General features: G+C 67.1%; 20 protein-coding genes, 2 tRNA genes and 1 pseudogene. 6 read left to right on the top strand and 17 right to left on the bottom strand.

What is annotated here, in order from left to right:
• Nucleotides 1-23: 23 nt before the first annotated feature.
• The gene (locus ACIQF0_RS18725; RefSeq protein ID WP_360047559.1) at nucleotides 24-665 is read right to left on the bottom strand and encodes an aminodeoxychorismate/anthranilate synthase component II; all 642 of its coding nucleotides are present in this window, start codon (nucleotides 663-665) and stop codon (nucleotides 24-26) included.
• Between the two features lie 77 nt (nucleotides 666-742).
• Between ACIQF0_RS18725 and ACIQF0_RS18730 the strand changes: the two genes are divergently transcribed.
• Both ACIQF0_RS18730 and ACIQF0_RS18735 read left to right on the top strand, forming a co-directional pair.
• Entirely contained in the window at nucleotides 743-2,086 is a 1,344-nt protein-coding gene (locus ACIQF0_RS18730; protein WP_401030849.1) for an FAD-dependent oxidoreductase, read from the top strand.
• Nucleotides 2,087-2,173: 87 nt separating this feature from the next.
• On the top strand, nucleotides 2,174-2,629 hold the full coding sequence (locus tag ACIQF0_RS18735) for a hypothetical protein (protein WP_401030851.1): 456 nt from the start codon (nucleotides 2,174-2,176) through the stop codon (nucleotides 2,627-2,629).
• On the opposite strand, the gene ACIQF0_RS18740 is transcribed toward ACIQF0_RS18735, so the two are convergent.
• Together ACIQF0_RS18740 and ACIQF0_RS18745 are read right to left on the bottom strand one after the other, a co-directional pair.
• Nucleotides 2,616-2,771, bottom strand: coding sequence for a hypothetical protein (locus ACIQF0_RS18740; RefSeq protein WP_401030853.1), 156 nt, complete (start codon nucleotides 2,769-2,771; stop codon nucleotides 2,616-2,618). The two genes, ACIQF0_RS18735 and ACIQF0_RS18740, sit on opposite strands and share 14 nt — an antisense overlap.
• Complete coding sequence (locus ACIQF0_RS18745) at nucleotides 2,771-3,712, bottom strand: class E sortase (protein WP_401030854.1); 942 nt, start codon at nucleotides 3,710-3,712, stop codon at nucleotides 2,771-2,773. The genes ACIQF0_RS18740 and ACIQF0_RS18745 overlap by 1 nt, the downstream gene beginning before the upstream one ends.
• A gap of 452 nt (nucleotides 3,713-4,164) precedes the next feature.
• Between ACIQF0_RS18745 and crgA the strand changes: the two genes are divergently transcribed.
• On the top strand, nucleotides 4,165-4,431 hold the full coding sequence (crgA, locus tag ACIQF0_RS18750) for a cell division protein CrgA (protein ID WP_030465604.1): 267 nt from the start codon (nucleotides 4,165-4,167) through the stop codon (nucleotides 4,429-4,431).
• A gap of 234 nt (nucleotides 4,432-4,665) precedes the next feature.
• A complete protein-coding gene (locus ACIQF0_RS18755; protein ID WP_401030856.1) occupies nucleotides 4,666-5,061 on the top strand; it encodes a PH domain-containing protein in 396 nt (131 codons plus the stop codon).
• A gap of 7 nt (nucleotides 5,062-5,068) precedes the next feature.
• Here the strand turns inward: ACIQF0_RS18755 and ACIQF0_RS18760 are convergent, their stop codons facing one another.
• Complete coding sequence (locus ACIQF0_RS18760) at nucleotides 5,069-5,815, bottom strand: rhomboid family intramembrane serine protease (protein ID WP_401030858.1); 747 nt, start codon at nucleotides 5,813-5,815, stop codon at nucleotides 5,069-5,071.
• Nucleotides 5,816-5,982: 167 nt separating this feature from the next.
• Nucleotides 5,983-6,531, bottom strand: a complete 549-nt coding sequence (locus tag ACIQF0_RS18765) for a peptidylprolyl isomerase (protein ID WP_360047545.1) — start codon at nucleotides 6,529-6,531, stop codon at nucleotides 5,983-5,985.
• 94 nt (nucleotides 6,532-6,625) lie between these two features.
• On the opposite strand from ACIQF0_RS18765, the gene ACIQF0_RS18770 reads away from it, so the two are divergent.
• The gene (locus ACIQF0_RS18770) at nucleotides 6,626-7,192 is read left to right on the top strand and encodes a hypothetical protein (protein ID WP_360047544.1); all 567 of its coding nucleotides are present in this window, start codon (nucleotides 6,626-6,628) and stop codon (nucleotides 7,190-7,192) included.
• 1 nt (nucleotide 7,193) lies between these two features.
• Here the strand turns inward: ACIQF0_RS18770 and ACIQF0_RS18775 are convergent, their stop codons facing one another.
• Nucleotides 7,194-7,727, bottom strand: coding sequence for a DUF2020 domain-containing protein (locus ACIQF0_RS18775; RefSeq protein ID WP_360047543.1), 534 nt, complete (start codon nucleotides 7,725-7,727; stop codon nucleotides 7,194-7,196).
• A 109-nt stretch (nucleotides 7,728-7,836) separates the two neighbouring features.
• Between ACIQF0_RS18775 and ACIQF0_RS18780 the strand changes: the two genes are divergently transcribed.
• Nucleotides 7,837-8,229, top strand: coding sequence for a DoxX family protein (locus ACIQF0_RS18780; protein WP_360047542.1), 393 nt, complete (start codon nucleotides 7,837-7,839; stop codon nucleotides 8,227-8,229).
• Between the two features lie 209 nt (nucleotides 8,230-8,438).
• On the opposite strand, the gene ACIQF0_RS18785 is transcribed toward ACIQF0_RS18780, so the two are convergent.
• The 11 genes and pseudogenes from ACIQF0_RS18785 to dnaA all read right to left on the bottom strand — a co-directional run bounded on the left by ACIQF0_RS18785 (nucleotide 8,439) and on the right by dnaA (nucleotide 21,101).
• Nucleotides 8,439-8,511 (bottom strand) — tRNA-Ala (locus ACIQF0_RS18785).
• Between the two features lie 40 nt (nucleotides 8,512-8,551).
• A pseudogene (locus ACIQF0_RS18790) lies at nucleotides 8,552-8,671 on the bottom strand (DLW-39 family protein); the annotation flags it as partial.
• Nucleotides 8,672-8,806: 135 nt separating this feature from the next.
• Nucleotides 8,807-8,880, bottom strand: a tRNA-Ile gene (locus ACIQF0_RS18795).
• A 73-nt stretch (nucleotides 8,881-8,953) separates the two neighbouring features.
• Nucleotides 8,954-10,027, bottom strand: a complete 1,074-nt coding sequence (locus tag ACIQF0_RS18800) for a DUF3566 domain-containing protein (protein ID WP_401030861.1) — start codon at nucleotides 10,025-10,027, stop codon at nucleotides 8,954-8,956.
• Nucleotides 10,028-10,061: 34 nt separating this feature from the next.
• Entirely contained in the window at nucleotides 10,062-12,605 is a 2,544-nt protein-coding gene (gyrA, locus tag ACIQF0_RS18805) for a DNA gyrase subunit A (protein ID WP_360047541.1), read from the bottom strand.
• A 55-nt stretch (nucleotides 12,606-12,660) separates the two neighbouring features.
• Nucleotides 12,661-14,631: a DNA topoisomerase (ATP-hydrolyzing) subunit B gene (gene gyrB, locus ACIQF0_RS18810; protein ID WP_401030864.1), complete on the bottom strand. Its 1,971-nt coding sequence runs from the start codon at nucleotides 14,629-14,631 to the stop codon at nucleotides 12,661-12,663.
• Between the two features lie 227 nt (nucleotides 14,632-14,858).
• Complete coding sequence (locus ACIQF0_RS18815; RefSeq protein ID WP_401030866.1) at nucleotides 14,859-15,392, bottom strand: DciA family protein; 534 nt, start codon at nucleotides 15,390-15,392, stop codon at nucleotides 14,859-14,861.
• A gap of 118 nt (nucleotides 15,393-15,510) precedes the next feature.
• Nucleotides 15,511-16,617 carry a DNA replication/repair protein RecF gene (gene recF / locus ACIQF0_RS18820; protein ID WP_401030868.1) on the bottom strand — a complete coding sequence of 369 codons (1,107 nt, stop codon included), beginning with the start codon at nucleotides 16,615-16,617 and terminating at the stop codon, nucleotides 15,511-15,513.
• 5 nt (nucleotides 16,618-16,622) lie between these two features.
• A complete protein-coding gene (gene gnd / locus ACIQF0_RS18825) occupies nucleotides 16,623-17,504 on the bottom strand; it encodes a phosphogluconate dehydrogenase (NAD(+)-dependent, decarboxylating) (protein WP_360047534.1) in 882 nt (293 codons plus the stop codon).
• A gap of 43 nt (nucleotides 17,505-17,547) precedes the next feature.
• A complete protein-coding gene (gene dnaN, locus ACIQF0_RS18830; protein WP_360047533.1) occupies nucleotides 17,548-18,672 on the bottom strand; it encodes a DNA polymerase III subunit beta in 1,125 nt (374 codons plus the stop codon).
• A gap of 836 nt (nucleotides 18,673-19,508) precedes the next feature.
• Entirely contained in the window at nucleotides 19,509-21,101 is a 1,593-nt protein-coding gene (gene dnaA, locus ACIQF0_RS18835; RefSeq protein WP_360047532.1) for a chromosomal replication initiator protein DnaA, read from the bottom strand.
• Between the last annotated feature and the right edge of the window lie 261 nt (nucleotides 21,102-21,362).

The raw sequence follows: 21,362 nt of genomic DNA on the forward strand, positions 1-21,362 counted from the left end.
TCGGGGGAGCCGCCCCTTTTGCTTTACAGGCGGGCAGCGGCGGCGAGCGTGCGCATGCCGTTCTCGAGCTGCGCGACCGTGGCCTCCGGAACCTCGAAGCCGCAGACCTTCAGCCAGTTGGCGAGCATCCGGTGGCCGCCGTCGGTCAGCACCGACTCGGGGTGGAACTGCACACCCTCGACCGGGAGTTCCTTGTGGCGCATGGCCATCACGATGCCGGTCTCGGTCTTGCCGGTGACCTCGAACTCCGCAGGAATCGTCTCCGGCAGCACCGTCAGCGAGTGGTAACGGGTCGCGATGAACGGCTGCGGCACACCGCCGAGAACACCCTTGCCCTCGTGGAAAACGATGCTCGTCTTGCCGTGCAACAACTCGGGCGCGCGGTCGACCGTGCCACCCCAGACCACACCGATCGCCTGATGGCCGAGACACACACCGAACACGGGCTTGCCGATGTCGGCGCACTTCTTGATGACGTCGATGCTGGCGCCGGCGCGCTCCGGCGTACCGGGCCCAGGACTGATGAGCACACCGTCGACCTTGTCGATCTCGTCGAGGTCCACCTCGTCGTTGCGCCTCACGACGCACTCGGCACCCAGCTGAGCCAGGTACTGGACGAGGTTGTAGACGAAGCTGTCGTAGTTGTCGACCACGAGCACGCGCATGAAGAGAGCCTAGTCGGTCGAGTCGAGTGAGTTAGCTCTCGTCTACGTTCAGGTTAGGCTACCCTAAAATAGGTGTCATGAGTCGCCCCTTGCGCGTCGCGGTAGTCGGCGCCGGACCGGCCGGCGTGTACGCCGCCGACATCCTGACCAAGTCCGACGTCGACGCGCAGATCGACCTGTTCGAGAAGCTGCCCGCGCCCTACGGCCTGGTCCGCTACGGCGTTGCGCCAGACCATCCCCGCATCAAGGGCATCGTGGGCGCACTGCAGAAGGTGCTGGACCGCCCGTCAGTCCGCTTCTTCGGCAACGTCGAGTACGGCGTGGACATCAAGCTCGACGACCTGCGCCAGTTCTACGACGCCGTCATCTTCTCGACCGGCGCCTCCGCCGACCGCGCGATGAACGTCCCTGGCATCGACCTGCCGGGCAGCTACGGCGCCGCGGACTTCGTGTCCTGGTACGACGGCCACCCGGACGTCCCGCGCACCTGGCCGCTGACAGCTACTTCGGTAGCCGTGCTCGGCGTAGGCAACGTGGCTCTGGACGTAGCACGCGTCCTGGCCAAGACCGCAGACGAACTGCTCGTGACAGAAATCCCGCCGAACGTCTACGAGGGCCTTTCGTCATCCCCCGTGACCGACGTGCACGTCTTCGGCCGCCGAGGCCCGGCACAAGCCAAGTTCACGCCCCTGGAACTGCGCGAACTCGACCACTCGCCGAACGTGGAGGTGATCGTCCACGCCGAGGGCATCGAGTTCGACGAGGCCTCGATGCACGCGATCAGGACCAACAAGCAGGTCGAGATGATCGTCAAAACCCTCCAGGAGTGGGCGATCCGCGACGTGGGCACCCGCCCCCGCCGCCTGCACCTGCACTTCCTCGAAGCACCGGTGGAGGTCCTCGGCTCGACCTGCGTGACGGGCCTGCGCACCGAGACCCAGGAACTGACCGGCGACGGCAACGTCCGAGGCACCGGCGTCTACACCGACTGGGACGTCCAGGCCGTGTACCGCGCGGTCGGCTACCTCTCGACGCACCTGGCCGACATCCCGTTCGACCACGTCTCAGGCACGATCCCCCACCAGGCAGGCCGCGTGCTGGACCTCGACGAGGTGCCAATCCCCGGCGTCTACACCACCGGCTGGATCAAGCGCGGCCCGATCGGCCTCATCGGCCACACCAAGGGCGACGCCCTGGAGACCATCACCAGCCTCCTCGAAGACGCGGCGGCGTTGCCCCGCGCCACTTCGCCCGCACCGGACTCGGTGGTCGAGTTCCTCGAGCAGCGCGGCGTGCCGTTCGTGACCAACGAGGGATGGAGCCGGCTCGACGCGCACGAGATCGCACTGGGTGCGGCTCACGGACGTGAGCGCGTGAAGGTCGTGTCGCGCGAGGAGATGACCTCGATCTCGAACGGCTGACCGCCGTTCCTCGATGAAGCCGCCATCGCGCGTGGGCGCGGTGGCGGTTTCACTTATTTCGGTCGCGCCCGCACGGACACTGGGCGGGTGAGCCCTGACCTGCGCGACCGCCTGCTGCGCCTCAACGCGGACCTCGCCGACTGCGCCATCGACCCGGAACAGGTCGTGTGGCTCGCGTGCGACCTGCTGATCGCCGATCTCGACTCGCCGGCGTTGCAGGAACTCGCCGGCGAGTCGCCGACCCGCCTGGAGCAGAGGGACGCCGCCGCACTGGTCAAGCAGGTGCTCGTCGAACTCGGCATCACGCTGATGACCGAGGACGAGGCCACCTGGTACCTCGGCCGCGAAACCGCCCGCCGGATCCTCGCCGGTGCGCCTCGCGCCGAGTGGAACTACGCGACCTGGCGCATCACGCTCCAGGTGAACGACGAGAACGACGGGGTCTACGCGGCCTTGAACACCTACGAGCACGACCCGGAGCCGTTCCTCGGCTACGTGCGGGAGTACCTGCGACGAGCCGAGGAGCAGCTCACTGAGTGGTGACGTTGTTGAACGGCAGCTTCGGTTCCGCCCACGGGAACACCACGAACATCAGCAGCCCGACGATGGCGACGACCAGCACCACGGCCTCGATGACCCGCAGGTACAGCGGGCCCGGCAGGTGCCGCCAGATCCAGCTGTACATCAGCCCTCCGTCATCTCGGGCGGCACGAAGCCGTCGGCCACCGGGTAGCTCTTGGTCTCGATGGCGTGCACGATCAGGCGCTGCTTGTCGGAGAAGCGCGGGTGGCAGGTCGTGAGCGTGAGCAGGCGGGCCTGCTTGTCCGCCGGGACCGCGGCGCCGACCTGGTGTGGGATCGGGGCGATGACCTCGCCCTGGGTCGGGACGACGATCTCCTGGCCGACGGTCTTGGAGTAGGCGTCGCCCAACGTCGTGGAGAGCGGTGCCACGCCGGTGCAGGCCGCTTCCTTCGCCTTCGGGTTCGTGGCCCAGCCGCCGACCTCGCTGCTCATCGGCAGTACGCGGTAGACGAACCACTGGGTCTGGGTCTGCACGACGACCGCGTTGCAGGACTCGAGCAGGTCGAGGTCGTTGAACGGTGCGCCCTTGCCGACGCGGTGGCCGGCGATGGAGAAGTTGCCGGCCTCGCCTGGCTGGGCGGTGTCCTTGTAGTGGCCAGGGCCGATTTCCAGGTGCTTGTCTGTGGTGCCCTCGACCACGGAGAACTTCCAGTCGTTGCCGAAGACCGGGATGTACATCTTCGCGAAGGCCTTGCCCTCGATGAGGTTGAGCTTCGACTGGCGGTTCGGGTCGGCGGGCGGGGGCGTGACGACGTTCGAGTTCCATTCGGAGTCGAGCGCGGCGGTCGCGTCCTGCTGCTTCTCGGCGGAGAGCAGGTCGGTCACGTAGACCTCGTAGACGACGAACAGCAGTACGACCAGGCCCATCGTGATGAGGGCTTCGCCGAAGCCGCGCACCGCTTTGCGCGCCATGCTGTCCGGCGGCAACGCGTCCTTGGCCGCGGGCTCGTCGTAGTACTCGTCATCGTCGTAGTCGTCGTAATCGTCCTCGACGCGCGGGATCACCTCGGTTGCCGGATCGACCGGGCGGGGACGCGGCGGCATCGGGCGCGGAGGCATTCCCCGAGGCGGCGTTCCAGGCGGTGCGGGCGGCATTCCGGGAGGCGGACCGGGACGGCCAGGCACCGGGATTCCGCGCACGGGAGTGCCCGGCGGCGGGGTCCACGGAGGCGGGCCCTGGCGGTGCTGCGTCTGGCCGTTCGGAGGCAGACTTCCGGAGAAAGCGCTGGTGAACTGGGTTGCTTCCGGTGGAGGCAGCGGACGGGGAGCAGGGGTGGCCCGTGGGTGCTGAAGGTCATCACGACGGGGTGCAGGACGCCGTGGTGGCGGCTGCTGCGGTCCCGAGTTCACCTGAGAACCTCCGCGCGCACTGTGAACTGAAAACAACTGCGTCTACAAGGATGGTTCGCTGACCACCGCCGCTACGTTAACGTGTCTCCTGAGTAGTGCACGTAAACTCGCGTCACTCACGGATATCCACGTCAGGCGAGGACAGCATGCCCAAGTCGAAGGTCCGGAAGAAGGCGGTCTACACCGCACCCACTGACCGCCGCACGCCGGTCAAGGTCAAGGCAGCGGGGCCGTCTCACCCGGTCTACGTCGTTGTCATGCTCGGCTTCATGCTGCTGGGCCTCGCGTGGCTGGTCGTCAACTACATCGCGGCCGAGAAGATCCCGTTCATGCTCGAGCTGGGCGCGTGGAACTTCGCCATCGGCTTCGCGCTGATGATCATCGGTCTGCTGATGACGATGCGCTGGCGCTAGGCGCCCCGCAGCTCACTGTTCGTAGAGGTCGGCCCGGACGTCACACGTCCGGGCCGACCTTTGTTTGCTCCTGGTTCACCTGGTTCATCCGAGCGTCACCGAAGCACACAGCTGTAAGTCATCCCCATTGGGGACAAGTCCTGTGGACAACTTTGCACCAAAATGCACAAGCGACGGTTTTCCCTCATGCGGACCCGTTCAGTTGTCCACATTTCATGCGGGACACTCGACAGTGTGACTCGTACCTGGTCCACACCCGCCCCGTTGGTCGCCGTCGCGTGGGTGGTCGCCCTCGCTCTCGCCTTCGCGGCGCTGACCGTCGACGACAACGCGGGCCGTCTCCTCATCGGACTGGCATCGCTGCTGGTCACCTACCTCGCGGCGTTCGCAACGATCGCGCGGCCGAGGCTCACGGCGGACGTCGACGGCCTGGCCGTGCGCGGGCTCGCGAGCACGACGCGGCTGCCGTGGCACGAGGTGAAGGTCAAGCTGCAGACCACCCGCCGGCTCGGCAGGGAACAGCAGACATTGGAACTCGACGCCGACGACCGTCTCGTGGTGCTCACGAGAGTGGACCTCGGCGCCGATCCCGAAGAAGTCGCCGGAGTGCTCCACGCACTGCGGCCGTGAATCGGTTCTAGCGGCACGTCCTGGCGTACTCCAGGACGAGTTCGGCCGCCGTGTCGAGTTCGGCGGCGCGCAACGCGAACATGCCGCCGAGCAACAGCAGCGCCACCGCGACCGCACCGATCTGGTACAGGTTGCGGTTCTTCTGCGGCGCTTTGACCATCGCGAGCGTCAGCAGGCCGCCGATGACGAACCCGCCGAGGTGCCCGAGCAGCGAGGCGTTGGTGAAGAGGTTCGACACCAGGTTGATTCCGACGATCACGACGATCGTCGAGATGTCCCGCTTCTGCCGCTTGAACACGATCAGCAGGGCGCCCATCAGGCCGAACACCGCGCCGGACGCGCCGGCGAGCTGCTGGCAGACGGTGCCGAAGTAGAACGCCGCCGCACTGCCGCCGAGCAGCGACAGGAAGTACACGGCGCTGTACCGCAGCTTGCCCAGCTCCTGCTCGACGACAGGGCCCACCACGAAGAGCGCGGCCATGTTGAGAGCGAGGTGGATCAGGCCGAAGTGCATGAAGCCCGACGTGAGGATGCGCCACCACTCACCGTTGGCGGTGAGCTCCGGGATCATCGACGTCGCCGTGAACAGGCCGGCCCGCTGGTTGTTCATCGGACTGCCGGACTGGAAGACCGTGACGACGTACGCCAGCACGTTGAGCGCGATCATCACCTGCGTGATGATCGGCCTGCCGGTCGAGACCACCGCGCCCGCGGACGTGCGGGCTTGGCGAACCGTGCGGGCACCTTCGTTCACGCAGTCGACGCACTGCATGCCGACTGAGGCGTCGCGCAGACATTCCGGGCAGGCCGGACGGTCGCACCTGGTGCAGCGCAGCCGGGTGGGCCGATCGGAATGACGTGCACAGACCGGGGTCTCCGGCTGCGCTCCGATCGGCCCGTCCGGTGGCACGGGGGCGTTGCTCACGCGCGTTCGATCGTGATCCGCTCGATCTTGATGTCGTTGACCGGACGGTCGCCCGCGCCGGTCGTGGTGTTGCCGATCGCGTCGACGACGTCGCGCGACTCCTGGTCCGCGACCTCACCGAAGATCGTGTGCTTGAAGTTCAGCCACGTCGTCGGCGCCACGGTCACGAAGAACTGCGAGCCGTTGGTGTTGGGCCCGGCGTTCGCCATCGCGAGCAGGTAGGGCTTGTTGAACTGCAGTTCCGGGTGGAACTCGTCGCCGAAGCGGTAGCCGGGGCCACCGCGGCCGGTGCCGGTCGGGTCGCCGGTCTGGAGCATGAAGCCCGCGATGACGCGGTGGAACAGGGTGCCGTCGTAGAACGGGCCAGAGTTCGTGCCACTCGCGTTCGCCTCGGTGTAGGTTTTCGTGCCCTCGGCGAGAGTCACGAAGTTCGCCACCGTCTTGGGGGCGTGGTCGGGGAACAGGTTGATGCGGATGTCGCCCTGCGTGGTGTGCAGGGTCGCCGTCACCTTGGTCCCGACGAAGGATTCGTTGCTGTCAGCCACCACCCCATCGTGCCATCCACGGGCGGCGATGTTCAGAAAGGGGCACGATGGGTACCTCTATGACATCACCGGACGACAACGTGTGGAGCACAGGATGGACGAGGTGGACGTCATGACCCGCGCCGGCGAGAACGTTGGCAAGGCTGTCGGCACCAGCCTGAAGGCCGCGCGTCAGGGTGTCGTTCGCGCTGGTCACGCGGCCGAGGCCAAGCTCGCTGACCGCGGTATCACCACTGACCAGGTTCGCGGCGCACTCGTGGAGCGGGCCGACACGCTCATGGGCAAGGCCGAGGACTGGGAGAAGCAGACTCGTCGCTCTCGCAAGCGCCTCGCCAAGAAGAGCGCGCAGACCCGCGCCGACCTCATCAGCAAGGCCGAGGTCGTGCGCAAGGAAGTGAAGAAGGCGGCCAAGGGCGCCCGCAAGGACGCGAAGGTGCGTGCCAAGGAGATCCGCAAGGCCGCGGCCCAGCTCGGTGCGGACGCACCGAAGCGTCGCCGCTGGCCGTGGGTGCTCGGTCTCCTGATCGCGGCCGCGGCGGCCGGCTACGTCGCGATGACGCGCAGGCCGCAGGAGGTCCACCTGCAGGACGAGGAGCAGGCCCCGCACGCGGAGCCCGTCCTCAACGGGCAGGTGCCCTCCCAGAAGGAGCCGATCAAGTAGTTCAGAGCTTCAGGCCCTTGATCGCCTCTTCGGCGATGCGGCGGGCCTTGATGGACTGCTTCTGATTGCTCGTGACGACCACAGCGGCGTCGCTCTTCGCCACGGCGTAGACGACGCCGCTGTCGTTGTTCACGTACCCTCCGGTCCAGCCGGTGGGCGAGTTCGCGGGCTGTGAACCGTCCGGCGCCGCCTCGTTCACGATGAGCTTGGCAACTTTTTCGTCACCGACGTAGACCCTCACGGTCAACTGAATCTCAGTTGCGTTCGCGTAAAAAAAACACGCAGGGTGAGGCTCGTCCGTTGACAGTTTCACTCTGGGTACAAGCTGTCCGTTCGCCTGCGCGACGAAACTGGTCGCCAGGTACGGGCAGGTGCCTTCTTTCGCGGGCTGGGGTGCGGGCGGCACCGTCGCAGCCGCGCTGGTGGTGGCGGGGGCCTGCTGGTTCTGGGGCGCGGCCACCGGCTTGCTGGGGACGACATCTGGGCCACATGCGGCGAGCAGGCCGAGCAGGGGCAGCAACAGTGCTCGTTTCATAGGGGCAACAGTCAACCAGATACCTAAAGCGCCTTGAGCGGCACACTCTAAATTGGTCCATACCTTTTGTGCCCTCTCCCCTGCCCCGCGCCCTGGAAGGACCCTGATCATGGAGTTCCTGGAGCAACGACGTGAGCACGCAGTTGCGCTCTTCCGCATCGTCATCGGACTGTTCTTCGTTTTCCACGGGGTGCAGAAGCTGTCCAAGGGAGTCGAGCTGCTGTCCTGGCCCGCCGGCCCGATGGCCCTCATCGAGCTGATCGGTGGCGGCCTCATCCTGATCGGCTTGTGGACGCGCTGGGCGGCGCTGCTCAGCTCCGGCGCCATGGCCTACGCCTACTTCGTGGTGCACCAGCCTCAGGGACTGCTGCCGATCGAGAACGGCGGCGAGCTCGCGGCCGTCTACTCGTGGGCGTTCCTGCTGCTCGCGTTCACAGGTGCCGGCGCCTGGAGCATCGACACCCTTCGCAAGTCACCGAAGAAGTCACTCGCCGCAGCGTGACGTGATGCGCGAAATGCGCTGATGCCCCGTTCGCAGCGGCGCGAACGGGGCATCAGCGTCACCACGAGCAGCCGCCTGCTGGGCGGGCCGAGACAGTTGGGGTTCCGGGGCTTGCCCCGGCGTGGGGTTTGGGGGCTCGGCCCCCAAAAAACACTTCGGGCCGAGGAGGTCTGCGCTTTCCGCAGACACTCCTCGACCCGAGGAACGAATGGAGACGAGGGGAATCGAACCCCTAACCCCCGCCTTGCAAAGGCGGTGCTCTGCCAATTGAGCTACGTCCCCTAGCCTGGGGGCGGCGGACCGCCCGTCAGAGCGAAGATCAGTCGGTGGGAGCGGTGGCCTCGCGCCACAGGTCCGCGTCGGCCTTCGCCGAACGGCTGCGCTTCACGAAGAACAGGACCGCACCGGCGACCACGACGAGTGCGATGATCTTCTTAGCCACTCTGAACCCCTCCAAAGACGGTTATGCCCCGACTACCAGACCAGCCTACAGGCTTCTTGGGTCTTCGGCCGGGGCTCCGGAACTCAACGTCCGGACAGAATCGAGATAGTGATTCGAGATAACTTTCGAATCGAGTGGGCCTAGGAGGACTTGAACCTCCGACCTCTTCATTATCAGTGAAGCGCTCTAACCGCCTGAGCTATAGGCCCTCGATCAACTGTCACCCCTTGGGGCGACGAGAAGAACCTTACAGGATCGTCCTCGCCGCCCCCAAATCGGGGGTCACTCACGCTCGGAGAGCGTCAACTCCAAGCCACCGGCCAGATCCGCGGACACGTTGTAGACGAACGCGCCAACGGTTGCGAGAGCCGTGAACAGCACGATGTTGACCGCGCCGATGATCGCCGAGACGCCGAAGACGCGACCGGCACTGATCAGCGGTTCGCCCGGCTCGTTGGCCTGGAGCAGGTCGTTCGCGGTGCTGTTGATCTTGTCCCAGACGCCCATGCCGTGCAGGACGCCGTAGAGCACGCCGACCGCCACGAGCCAGACGAAGAACAACGCGACGCCGAGCACCAGGGCGAGCTTGAGCACCGACCACGGGTCGACGCGCTTCACCTGGAGCGAGGCGCGGCGCGGGCCGCGGCCGGGGCGGCGGGCCGACGGGGTGGACGCGGCGGGGCGAGCGGCGTTGCCCATGTTCACCGACGTGCGGCTGCTGCCCAGGCCCGCCGGCACGGCCGAGCCCGTGACCACGGGCTTCTGCACCTTGACGGTGTCCGGGTCGGTGACCGGGAAGGCCGGCGACGGTTCAGCCGCGGACGGGGTGGGCGGCGCGGACGGAGCCACGTACGTCTCCGTCGCGTCGTGCTGAGTGGCCTCCGTGTCGTTCGTCACTCGCTGCCAGGGCGGCGGTGCCGAGACGACGACCGGCTCGTCGGCGACGGGCGCGGCCGGAGCCGCGGGTGCCGCAGGCGCCGGAGTGCTGAGCGAGACCGTCTTCTCCTCGACCGGAGCGGCCGGGGCGGGAGCGGGTGCCGGGGTGGGCGCCGGAGTCGCGGCAGGTGCCGGAGTTGCGGCGGCCGGAGCGGGTGCCGGAGCAGGAGTCGCGGCCGGAGCGGCGGGCTTGGCCGGCTTCTCCTTCTCCTTTTCCTGAGCCGGTGCGGCGGGAGCGGCGGCCTCGGCCGCCTTCTCCGCCGACACGGGCTTGGTCTTGTCCTGCGCGTTTCCACCCGAGGAACCGGAGGCCGCCGAAGCGGTCGAGTCCGCCTTCTCCGCAGTTTTCTGGGGAGTCGGTTTGGTGATCACCGCGGTCTTGTCCGCGTCCCGACCTTCGCGGTTCTCGGGTGGAGTCACGAGCTTGTCCTTGACCTCTCGCTAGCGATTCCGACTACTCAGCCGAGTCGGTGGGGGTGGCTGCCTGGTCGGCGGCAGAATCCTCCGCAGCAGACGCTTCACTGATAGTGACGTCGCTGGGCTCATCCGCGTTGCGTGCGACGGCGATCAAAGTGGTGCTCTCGCCGAGGTTCATCAGCCGCACGCCCTTCGTCTGCCGTCCAGCCTTGCGCACCTGCTCGGCTCGGGTCCGGATGACCCCTCCGGTCGAGGTGATGGCGTAGAGCTCGTCGTCGACGTCGACGATGAGCGCGCCCACCAGCCTGCCACGTCGGCGGTCGTGCTGAATGGTCAGCACACCCTTGCCGCCGCGGCCCTGGACCGGGTAGTCCTCGATCGGAGTTCGCTTCGAGTACCCACCGTCCGTCGCGACCAAAACGAACAGGCCCTCCTGGACGACGCCGACGGAAAGAAGCTCGTCATCGGCGTTGAACCGCATGCCCTGCACACCTGACGTGGCACGACCCATCGGGCGCAGCACGTCGTCGGTCGCGTGGAAGCGGATCGACTGGCCGTCGGCGGAGACCATGAGCAGGTCGTCGTCCGCCGAGCAGAGCACCGCTCCGACCAGCTCGTCGTCCTCGCGCAGGTTGATGCCGATAAGTCCACCCGATCGGTTGGAATCGAAGTCGGACAGCTTCGACTTCTTCACCAGACCCTTGCGAGTGGCGAGCACCAGGTACGGCGACACGAGGTAGTTCGGGATCTGGATGACCTGTGCGATCTCCTCGTCCGGCTGGAACGCGAGGAGGTTCGCGACGTGCTGGCCACGGGCGTTGCGGTTCGCCTCAGGCAGTTCGTACGCCTTCGTGCGGTACACACGGCCCTTGTTCGTGAAGAACAGGATCCAGTCGTGCGTCGAGCACACGAAGAAGTGCGCGACGATGTCGTCCTGCTTGAGCTGCGCGCCCTGAACGCCCTTGCCGCCGCGCTTCTGCGCCCGGTAGAGGTCGGTCTTGGTGCGCTTCGCGTAGCCGGTGCGCGTGATCGTGACGACCACGTCCTCGACCGCGATCAGGTCCTCCATGGACACGTCGCCGTCGAACGGGATGATCTTCGTGCGGCGGTCGTCGCCGAACTTGTCCACGATCGCCGTGAGCTCGTCGCGCACGATCTTGCGCTGCCGCTCCGGCTTTTCGAGGATGTCCTTCAGGTCCGCGATCTCGACCTCGATCTCGGCCAACTGGTCGATGATCTTCTGGCGCTCCAGGGCCGCGAGGCGGCGGAGCTGCATCTCCAGGATCGCGTTGGCCTGGATCTCGTCGACCTCGAGGAGCGACATCAGGCCCGAGCGCGCGATGTCCGGCGTCTCGGACCGGCGGATCAACGCGATGACGGCGTCGAGCTGGTCGAGCGCCTTCACCAAGCCGCGCAGGATGTGCGCGCGCTCTTCGGCCTTGCGCAGGCGGAACTTCGTCCGCCGGATGATGACCTCGATCTGGTGCTTCACGTAGTGGCGGATCATCTGGTCGAGGCGCAGCGTGCGCGGCACACCGTCGACCAGCGACAACATGTTCACACCGAACGAGTACTGCAGCTGGGTGTGCTTGTAGAGGTTGTTCAGCACGACCTTCGCCACCGCGTCGCGCTTGAGCGTGACGACGATGCGCATGCCGATGCGGCGGTTCGACTCGTCCGCGATGTTCGCGATGCCGGTGAGCTTGGCGTCGCGCACCAGCGAGGCGATGTTCTCGACCAGGTTGTCCGGGTTGACCTGGTACGGCAGTTCGGTGACGACCAGGATCGTGCGGCCCTTGGCGTCCTCGTCCATCTCGACGACGGCGCGCATGCGGACCGAGCCGCGGCCGGTGCGGTACGCGTCCTCGATGCCGGAGGTGCCGAGGATCTGGCCGTACGTCGGGAAGTCCGGGCCCTTGATCCGGGCGATCATCGCCTCGAGGGTCTCCTCGTCGGAGGCCTCGTGGTTGTCCAGCGCCCAGACCACGCCCTCCGCGACCTCGCGGAGGTTGTGCGGCGGGATGTTGGTCGCCATGCCGACGGCGATGCCGGAGCTGCCGTTGATCAGCAGGTTCGGGACGCGCGACGGCAGGACGGTCGGCTCCTGGATGCGACCGTCGTAGTTGTCGCGGAAGTCGACCGTGTCTTCCTCGATGTCGGCCAGCATGTGCATGGCCAGCGGGGAGAGCCGGCACTCGGTGTACCGCATGGCGGCGGCGGGGTCGTTGCCCACCGAGCCGAAGTTGCCCTGGCCCTGGATCAACGGGTAGCGCAGCGCCCACGGCTGGGCGAGACGCACCAACGCGTCGTAGATCGCCGAGTCACCGTGGGGGTGGTAGTTGCCCATCACGTCGCCGACGACGCGAGCGCACTTGTTGAAGCCGCGGTCGGGGCGGAAGCCGGAGTCGAACATCGAGTACAGCACCCGGACGTGCACGGGCTTGAGCCCGTCACGCACGTCCGGCAGCGCACGACCCACGATGACGGACATCGCGTAGTTGATGTACGAGTTCTGCATCTCCTGCTGGATCTCGACCGGCTCGATGCGGTCGTGCTGCGGGGGCAGAGTCGTATCGGTCACTGTTCTCTTTCCTTCTCGCCAGAAACGCCAGGATGCCTAGGGACCAAGACCGGACTCAGATGTCCAGGAACTTGATGCTCTTGGCGTTGCGGGTGATGAACGAACGGCGTGCCTCGACGTCCTCGCCCATGAGCACGCTGAACAGCTCGTCGGCGGTGGCCGCGTCGTCCATGGTGACCTGTCGCAGGATCCGGTTCGCCGGGTCCATCGTGGTCTCCCACAGCTCCTCGGCGTTCATCTCGCCAAGACCCTTGTACCGCTGGATGTTGTCTTCCTTGCCGAGCTTCTTGCCGCCGGCGATGCCGTCCTTGATCACGGCGTCGCGCTCGCGGTCGGAGTAGGCGTACTCCGGCTCGGTGCGCTGCCACTTGATCTTGTAGAGCGGCGGCTGCGCGAGGTACACGTGGTTGTGCTCGATGAGCGGCTGCATGAAGCGGAACAGCAGCGTGAGCAGCAGCGTGCGGATGTGCTGGCCGTCGACGTCGGCGTCGGCCATCAGCACGATCTTGTGGTAGCGCAGCTTCGTCAGGTCGAACTCGTCGTGGATGCCGGTGCCCAGCGCCGTGATCAGCGACTGGACCTCGGTGTTCTTCAGGACGCGGTCGATGCGCGCCTTCTCGACGTTGATGATCTTGCCGCGGATCGGCAGGATCGCCTGGTACATCGAGTCGCGGCCTTCCTTGGCCGAGCCACCTGCGGAGTCACCCTCGACGATGTAGAGCTCGCAGCGCTCCGGCTCGGTCGAGCGGCAGTCCTTCAGCTTGCCGGGCAGGCCGCCGATGTCGAGCGCGCCCTTGCGGCGCACCAGCTCGCGGGCCTTGCGGGCGGCGATGCGGGCCTGCGCGGACGACACCGACTTGGTGACGATCGTCTTGGCCTCGTTGGGGTGGCGCTCGAACCAGTCGGCCAGGTGCTCGTTCGTCGACTTCTGCACGAACGACTTGGCCTCGCTGTTGCCCAGCTTGGTCTTCGTCTGGCCCTCGAACTGGGGCTCCTTCAACTTCACCGAGATGATCGCGGCGAGACCCTCGCGGATGTCGTCACCGGTGAGGTTGGTGTCCTTCTCCTTGAGGAGCTTCTTCTCGCGCGCGTACTCGTTGACGACTCGCGTCAGCGCGGCGCGGAAGCCCTCCTCGTGCGTGCCGCCCTCGTGCGTGTTGATCGTGTTCGCGAAGGTGTAGACCGAGGCCGTGTAGCCGGTGTTCCACTGCATCGCGACCTCGACCTCGAGGTCCTCGCCCTTCGCCTCGAACCCGATCACCTTCTGGTGCACGGCCTCGCGCGTGTGGTTGATGTGGCGGACGAAGTCCTCCAGACCACCGGGGTAGTGGAAGACGCGCTCCTTCACCGCGGCCTTGTGGCCCTCGGCGTCGGCTTCCTCGTCCGCCTCCGAGACCCGCTCGTCGCGCAGGACGATGGTGATCCCCTTGTTGAGGAACGCCATTTCCTGCAGGCGGCGCGCGATCGTCTCGACGTTGTACTCGGTGGTCTCGAAGATCTCCGGGTCCGCCCAGAACGTGACCGTGGTGCCGGTCTCCGTCGTGGCCTCGCCGCGGCGCAGCTCGTGCGCGGGCTTCGAGGCCTCGTAGCGCTGGTTCCAGACGTAGCCGGCGTTCTTGATCTCCAGCTCGACGACGGTGGACAGCGCGTTCACCACGGAGATGCCGACGCCGTGCAGACCGCCGGACACCGCGTAGGAGTCGCTGTCGAACTTGCCGCCCGCGTGCAGCTTGGTCATGACGACCTCGACGGTCGGCACGCCCTCGACGGGGTGGATGCCGGTCGGGATGCCACGACCGTCGTCGATCACCCGGACGCCGCCGTTGGCCAGCAGGGTGACGTCGACGGTGGTCGCGTAGCCGGCCATGGCCTCGTCGACCGAGTTGTCCACGACCTCTTGGACCAGGTGGTGCAGACCGCGCTCGCCGGTCGAGCCGATGTACATACCCGGCCTCTTGCGCACTGCCTCGAGGCCTTCGAGGACGGTGATCGAGGACGCGTCGTACTCATTCTTCTTAGCTGACACGGGCCTGGAGTCTCCTCGCTGATGCGGGCAGAACCCGCACGGTGATGGGTGACGCTCCTGTGATTCTACCGGTGCACCCCGACAGAACGGGGTCAAGGACACCTTTGATTCGGTCACAGAGCGCCTCAAGCGGCGCGGGACGGGTCGGGACGGCTGAAACGGGGGTTCAAATCCGCAGGTGAACGCTCATTGAGCCGCAGAATCGCCGCTGAGCCCTTGACAGGACCTCACCCGTAGGTGTCACGCGGACCGCGCCCAGGCGCGTGCCTGGGGCCGTGTCGCCAGCTTGGCGCGTCCGGTCCCTTGATCTTGAGCTTTTTGACGACGCCGTTGCCGACGCCCGCGGCGATCTTCTTGATCAGCTCGCGCTGCAGAAGGCGCAGCTGAGTGGCCCACGCCGTCGACGACGCCTGGACCGTCAGTTCCCCGTCACTGAGCGCGATCGGTTTCGCGTGCTCGGCGACGTCCTCACCTACCAATTTTGCCCAACGACCGAAGACCTGGCCACCCTGGAGTTGCTCGACCCAGCCGCGGTCCGCCGCGATCCTGGACGCGATCCGCCCGAGCGGCTGGGGGTCGCGGTCGTCCGGTCCCGCGCCCGACCAACGACGTCGGCGGCGATCGGCCGGACGGCCCCTCGACTTGCTCCCCGGCACCCGTCCACGAGCCTTCGCGCTCGCTTTCGCGGCCTCCAGGGCTGCCCTCGCGAGGTCGGAACCCTTCAGTGGCTCACCCTCAGGTGTGAATGAACCTGTGGACAAGTCCGGATTTGTGACGGAGTTATCCACACCATCCACAGACTTGTCCCCAGATGTGTGGGCGGACACACCCGATCGAGCTACATGTGGGGGCTTTGAACCCCCTGAGTCAGTCTCCGAGTCAGACACGCCGCACCTCCCCGCCGTGGACCTCGAACCGGGCCCCGGTCAGCTCGTCGGGAACGTCCTCCGCCACCGCCGCGGTGATCAGCACCTGCTCGGCGGCGGCCGCCACCTTGGCCAGTTGCCGACGCCGGCCGCGGTCGAGTTCCGCGAAGACATCGTCCAGCACGAGCACCGGTTCGATGCCGTCGACACGCATCAGTTCGTACCCGCCGAGCCTCAGTGCGAGCGCGAATGACCATGACTCTCCGTGACTGGCGTAGCCCTTCGCGGGGAGTTCACCGAGCGTCAGGTCGAGGTCGTCCCGGTGGGGACCGACGAGACAGACGCCGCGTTCGATCTCCTGCCGCCGCACCCGGTCGAGCTCGGCCAGCAGCAGATCCTCGATGCTCTCCCTGTCCTCCGGGAGGTCGCCGACGCTCGACCGGTACGAGATGAGCGCCGGGCGTGACTCCGGAGCGACCTCCGCGTACGCCGAGGTCACGTGGTCCTTCATGTCGCGGACCAGCTTCAACCGAGCGGCCAGCAGCTCCGCGCCGTGCTTGGCGAGATGCCCGTCCCAGACGTCCAGCGTCGAGAGATCGGCCGACCGGGAGTGCTTCACCGTCTTCAACAACGCGCTGCGCTGCTTGAGGACGCGGTCGTAGTCACTGCGGACTCCGGCGTACCGGGGCGCGCGCAGCACCAGCATCTCGTCGAGGAACCGCCGCCGGTCGCTCGGATCGCCCCTCACAAGAGAGAGGTCCTCCGGTGCGAACAACACGGTCCGCAGAATCCCGAGCACGTCGCGCGGCCGCGGCACCGGACCCCGGTTGATCCGCGCCCGGTTCGACTTGCCGGCCGTGATCTCCAGTTCGACGAGCAGCTCGCGGTCCTCGTTGACCACGGCCGTCCGCACGACGGCGCGCTGGGCGCCGTGCCGGATCAGCGGTGCGTCGCTGGAAACGCGGTGCGAACCCAGCGTCGCCACGTACCCGATCGCCTCGACCAGGTTCGTCTTGCCCTGGCCGTTGCGCCCGACGAGCACCGACGCGCCGGGCTCGAGCTCCAGGTCGGCGAGCTCCCAGGAACGGAAGTCGCTGACCTGGAGGTGTCTGACGTGCACCTACCTCATGCCTTCTGGACCGAGTGGCCGCCGAACTGGTTGCGCAGCGCGGCGACGGCACGCATCGCCGGCGAGTCCTCCTGGCGTGACTGGAACCGCGCGAAGAGCGCGGCGGAGATCACCGGGAGCGGCACCGCGTTGTTGATGCCCTCCTCGACGGTCCACCGGCCCTCGCCCGAGTCCTCGACGTAACCACGCAGGTCGTCGAGTTCGGGGTCGGACTCCAGCGCGCGCACCAGCAGGTCGAGCAGCCACGACCGAACAACGGTTCCGCGCTGCCACGCCGTGATGACCGCGCCCACGTTGTCGACGACGTCGGTCTTGTCGAGCAGCTCGAAGCCCTCGGCGTACGCCTGCATCAAGCCGTACTCGATGCCGTTGTGCACCATCTTCGAGTAGTGGCCGGCGCCGACCTTGCCCGCGTGCGCGAAACCTTCCTCGCGCGGGCCCTCCGGACGCAGCGCGTCGAAGATCGGCTGCGCCTGCTCGACGTGCTTCGCGTCGCCGCCGACCATCAGCGCGTAGCCGTTGTCGAGGCCCCACACGCCGCCGGAGACACCGCAGTCGAGGTAGCCGATCTCCTTCTCCGCCAACAGGTCCGCGTGGATCCGGTCGTCGGTGAACTTGGAGTTGCCGCCGTCGACCACGAGGTCGCCGGGCGCCAGCAGCTCGGACAGCTCCTGCACCGTGTTACGGGTGATCTCGCCGGCGGGCACCATGACCCACACGACGCGCGGCGCTTCGAGCTTGGACACCATGTCCGCCAACGACTCCGAGTCGCTGACCTCCGGGTTGCGGTCGTAGCCGATCACCTCGTGACCGGCACGGCGCACCCGCTCGCGCATGTTGAAACCCATCTTGCCGAGGCCGACGAGTCCGAGCTGCACGGTGTTCTCCCCTACGTTCTTCTGGTACCCGGTAAGGGTTTTCTCAGCCGGGAAGGCGAACGGGCATGAGCAGGTACAGGTAGCCCGGCGCCACGTTCCCATCCTCGTCCACCGGCTTCAGCAATGCCGGGCGACTGGGTGTGGTGAAGGACAAGTGGACTTTCTGCGTGCGGACGGCTCCGAGTCCGTCGAGCAGGTAGCCCGGGTTGAACGCGATGGTGACCGCGTCGCCGGTGTACTCGACCGGAAGTTCTTCCTCGGCCGAACCTTCGTCGTCGCCACCGGCGGACAGGCGCAGGCCGCCGTCCACGAACTCGAGGCGGACCTGGGTGCCGCGCTCGGCGACGAGCGACACGCGCTTGATCGCCTGCTGCAGCGCGTCGATGTCGATGATCGCCGCGGCCGAGTGCTCGGAGGGCAGCAACTGGCGGTACTTCGGGAAGTCCGCGTCGAGCAGGCGGGTGGTCGTCCGCTTGCCGGAGCCGGAGAGACCGAGCAGTCCGTCGTTGGCGGCGAGCGACATCTCGACCTTGCCGCCGTTCGAGCCGAGCGTCTTGGCCGCGTCGCCGAGGGTGCGGGCCGGGACGAGGACGGCGACCTCGCCGAGCGTCGCGTCCGGCTCCCACGGGAACTCGCGCATCGCCAGGCGGAACCGGTCGGTGGCGACGAGGGTCAGCTTGCCCTCGCCGATCTCGACGCGGACGCCGGTCAGCATCGGGAGCGTGTCGTCCTTGCCGGCCGCGACGGCGACCTGGCTCACGGCCTCGCCGAAGATCTCGCCGGGAAGCTCACCGATCAACTGCGGCATCGACGGCAGGGCCGGGTAGTCCTCGACCGGCATCGTCGGGAGGCTGAACCTGGCACTGCCGCAGCTGATCATCATCCGGGAGCCGTCGACCGCGATCTCGACGGGGTGGTTCGGCAGCGCCTTGGTGATGTCGGCGAGAAGACGCCCGGAGACCAGAGCGCGGCCACCGTCGGCGATCGTGGCGGGGACGCCGACCTGAGCCGAGACCTCGTAGTCGAACCCGGAGACCGTCAGCGAGTCGTCCGACTCCGCGTCGAGCAGCACGCCGCCCAGCACTGGAACCGGTGGACGAGACGGAAGGCTGCGAGCGACCCAGGCGACTGCGTCGGCCAGGCCGTCGCGTTCGACGCGGATCTTCATGAGGCGTCCTTTCCTCGACAGTCGACAAGCCCAACCACGACAACGTGCCAGTGGGGGTTAGGGAGCCTCGACCTCGGCTGACCGAGCTGACCGAGGTGCGGAGCAACAACGTTAGAGCGTCCTGGCCCTTCCCGTCACTTCGGGGTTCGGCACCGATCCCCAGGAACCATCCACCGCTGTTTTGCTTTTGAGTTCTCTCTAGAAGAGATCAAACAGCAGTAACAGTAAGGGTTGTGGATTGTGGGGACAGCCGTTAAACCTGCAGGTCAAGGTGTCACCCACCATGTGGACTAAGGGGGGATGGCACCCGGGGACAGATCGGCGCACCCGGGGACAGCCAGTTGTGCACAGCTCTCGATCCACAGATCGTCCACAGTTGTCCCCGGGTGCGTCCCCGGGTGCGGGCCAGTTGTACCCGGGTGTTCAACAGGCTTCTGTGGCCAGATCGTGGCCGGGGCCACAGACTTTTCCAGTTGTCCCCACCCCTTCGAGTGCCTGGGGTCAACAGAAAGCCTCGGCGGGCGGCCGATCGAGCCTCGTCTACCCGGGTACGTGTGCGGCGCGTGGTGGTGGTTGGAGCCGCACGCACTGATGCAGCCCCATGTCCTCGCCCGAGGCGTCCCTGGGTGCTCGACGTCGGGTCACAGCTCCGTCCCCGGGTGTCCGCCGCCGAGTCGTCCGGTCGCGTCCGGAGCGGTCGCCCGCCGCCGTTCGCCGTCCCCGGGTGCTGCCGCCGGACCGCGGTCACGTCCCCGGGTGCTCGGCGGCCGGATCGAGCGCGAACGAAAAAAGGAGCCCTCCGCGGTGGAGGACCCCTTCGTCGGTACCCGGGTGGATCAGGGAGTGTGGCGGGCGCGCTGCTTGATCCGGGACGTGAGCTCCTGGACCTGGTCGTAGATCCGCCGGCGCTCGGCCATCTCCTTGCGGATCTTCTTGTCCGCGTGCATGACCGTCGTGTGGTCGCGGCCGCCGAACGTCTGGCCGATCTTCGGCAGCGACAGGTCCGTCAGTTCGCGGCACAGGTACATGGAGATCTGCCGTGCCTGCGCGAGCGCCTTCGTCTTGCCGGGGCCGCACAGGTCGTCGATCGACACCCCGAAGAACTCGGCGGTGACCGCCATGATCATCGGTGCGGTGATCTCCGGCGCGTGCGAGTCCGGGATCAGGTCGCGAAGGACGATCTCGGCGAGCTGGATGTCGACCGGCTGGCGGTTGAGCGACGCGAACGCCGTGACGCGGATGAGCGCGCCCTCGAGCTCGCGGATGTTGCGTTCTATGCGGGAGGCGATGAACTCCAGCACGTCGGCCGGAGCCGCGAGCCGGTCCTGGGCCGCCTTCTTGCGCAGGATCGCGATCCGGGTCTCCAGCTCGGGCGGCTGGATGTCCGTGATCAGGCCCCACTCGAACCGCGTGCGCAGGCGGTCTTCCAGCGTCTCCAGCCGCTTGGGCGGCCGGTCGCTCGACACCACGATCTGCTTGTTCGTGTTGTGGAGCGTGTTGAACGTGTGGAAGAACTCCTCCTGCGTACCTTCCTTGCCCTCCAGGAACTGGATGTCGTCGACGAGAAGAACGTCGATGTCCCGGTAGCGGCGCTGGAAGGCGACCTTGCGGTCGTCACGCAGCGAGTTGATGAAGTCGTTGGTGAACTCCTCGGTCGACACGTACCGCACGCGCATCCCTGGGAACAGGCGCTGGGCGTAGTGCCCGACGGCGTGCAGCAGGTGCGTCTTGCCGAGGCCGCTCTCGCCCCAGATGAAGAGCGGGTTGTACGCACGGGCCGGAGCCTCGGCCACCGCGACGGCCGCGGCGTGCGCGAACCGGTTCGAGGCGCCGATGACGAACGTGTCGAAGTTGTACTTCTCGTTCAGCCGCGTCTGCGACGGCGACGGGTTCGCGGGCCGCGTGTACGGCAGGTTCGCGTTCGGCGTCGCACCCATCGCGGCGTTGGCCGTGTTGAAGGTGGGCCAGATCTCGGTGACGGCGGCGAGCGCGTCGCCGGCTTCGTCGACCTCTTCCTCCGCGCCGTCGGCGGTCAGGCCCGGAACCTCGTCCACGAGGCCGGGCGTGTCGCCGCCGGAAATGCCGGGCATCGGCTGGAGCTGCGGCACCGGCTGCACTGCCTGGACGGGAATTGGTGTGGTCGGCGGACTGACCGGGCTGACCGGTTCAGGAGAGTCGACCTTCACCGCGAGCGACACCGTGCGACCCAGCCTGCGGGACAGCGCGGCGGTGATCGGGTCGCGCAGTGCGCGTTCGATCGCCTCTTTCGCGAAGTCGCTCGGGGCTGCGAGCAGTGCCGTTCCGTCCAGCAATCCGATCGGACGAGTGACCCTCATCCACGCGCGCTGCTGAGGGGACAGGTGGCTGGTCGCCAGTTCCTGCACCACCTCGGCCCACACAAGACCAAGATCGACCTGCTGGTTCGACACCTCCGCCGTCCCCTCCCCTCCGCCGGAGCCAAAGACTCCACATGTGGACACGGAGGATAGAGGTATCCACAGAGTTATCCACAACTGTGCACTAAAAGGTGCGTTGTGTTGCCGGTCCGGCGGCGGCTCCCACACCAGCCCCGGCACGCGCGAAGGGAGAACGGTAACAAGGGCGGGGACGGCTCACAAGACGTGGCGAGGGCCACCCCGATTTGGTCGCGGCACCCGGGCATGCGTACCCTCGTACGAGTCTCCCGCTTG

It is taken from the genome of Lentzea sp. NPDC092896 (assembly GCF_044754905.1).
In the GTDB taxonomy this organism is placed as follows: domain Bacteria; phylum Actinomycetota; class Actinomycetes; order Mycobacteriales; family Pseudonocardiaceae; genus Lentzea.

What these genes read in the sequence shown, in the direction of transcription:
- ACIQF0_RS18725 (WP_360047559.1), bottom strand. Translation starts at nt 665, where the DNA reads ATGCGCGTGCTCGTGGTCGACAACTACGACAGCTTCGTCTACAACCTC.
- ACIQF0_RS18730 (WP_401030849.1), top strand. Translation starts at nt 743, where the DNA reads ATGAGTCGCCCCTTGCGCGTCGCGGTAGTCGGCGCCGGACCGGCCGGC.
- ACIQF0_RS18740 (WP_401030853.1), bottom strand. Translation starts at nt 2,771, where the DNA reads ATGTACAGCTGGATCTGGCGGCACCTGCCGGGCCCGCTGTACCTGCGG.
- ACIQF0_RS18745 (WP_401030854.1), bottom strand. Translation starts at nt 3,712, where the DNA reads ATGCCGCCGCGTCCCCGCCCGGTCGATCCGGCAACCGAGGTGATCCCG.
- crgA (WP_030465604.1), top strand. Translation starts at nt 4,165, where the DNA reads ATGCCCAAGTCGAAGGTCCGGAAGAAGGCGGTCTACACCGCACCCACT.
- ACIQF0_RS18770 (WP_360047544.1), top strand. Translation starts at nt 6,626, where the DNA reads ATGGACGAGGTGGACGTCATGACCCGCGCCGGCGAGAACGTTGGCAAG.
- ACIQF0_RS18775 (WP_360047543.1), bottom strand. Translation starts at nt 7,727, where the DNA reads ATGAAACGAGCACTGTTGCTGCCCCTGCTCGGCCTGCTCGCCGCATGT.
- ACIQF0_RS18780 (WP_360047542.1), top strand. Translation starts at nt 7,837, where the DNA reads ATGGAGTTCCTGGAGCAACGACGTGAGCACGCAGTTGCGCTCTTCCGC.
- dnaN (WP_360047533.1), bottom strand. Translation starts at nt 18,672, where the DNA reads ATGAAGATCCGCGTCGAACGCGACGGCCTGGCCGACGCAGTCGCCTGG.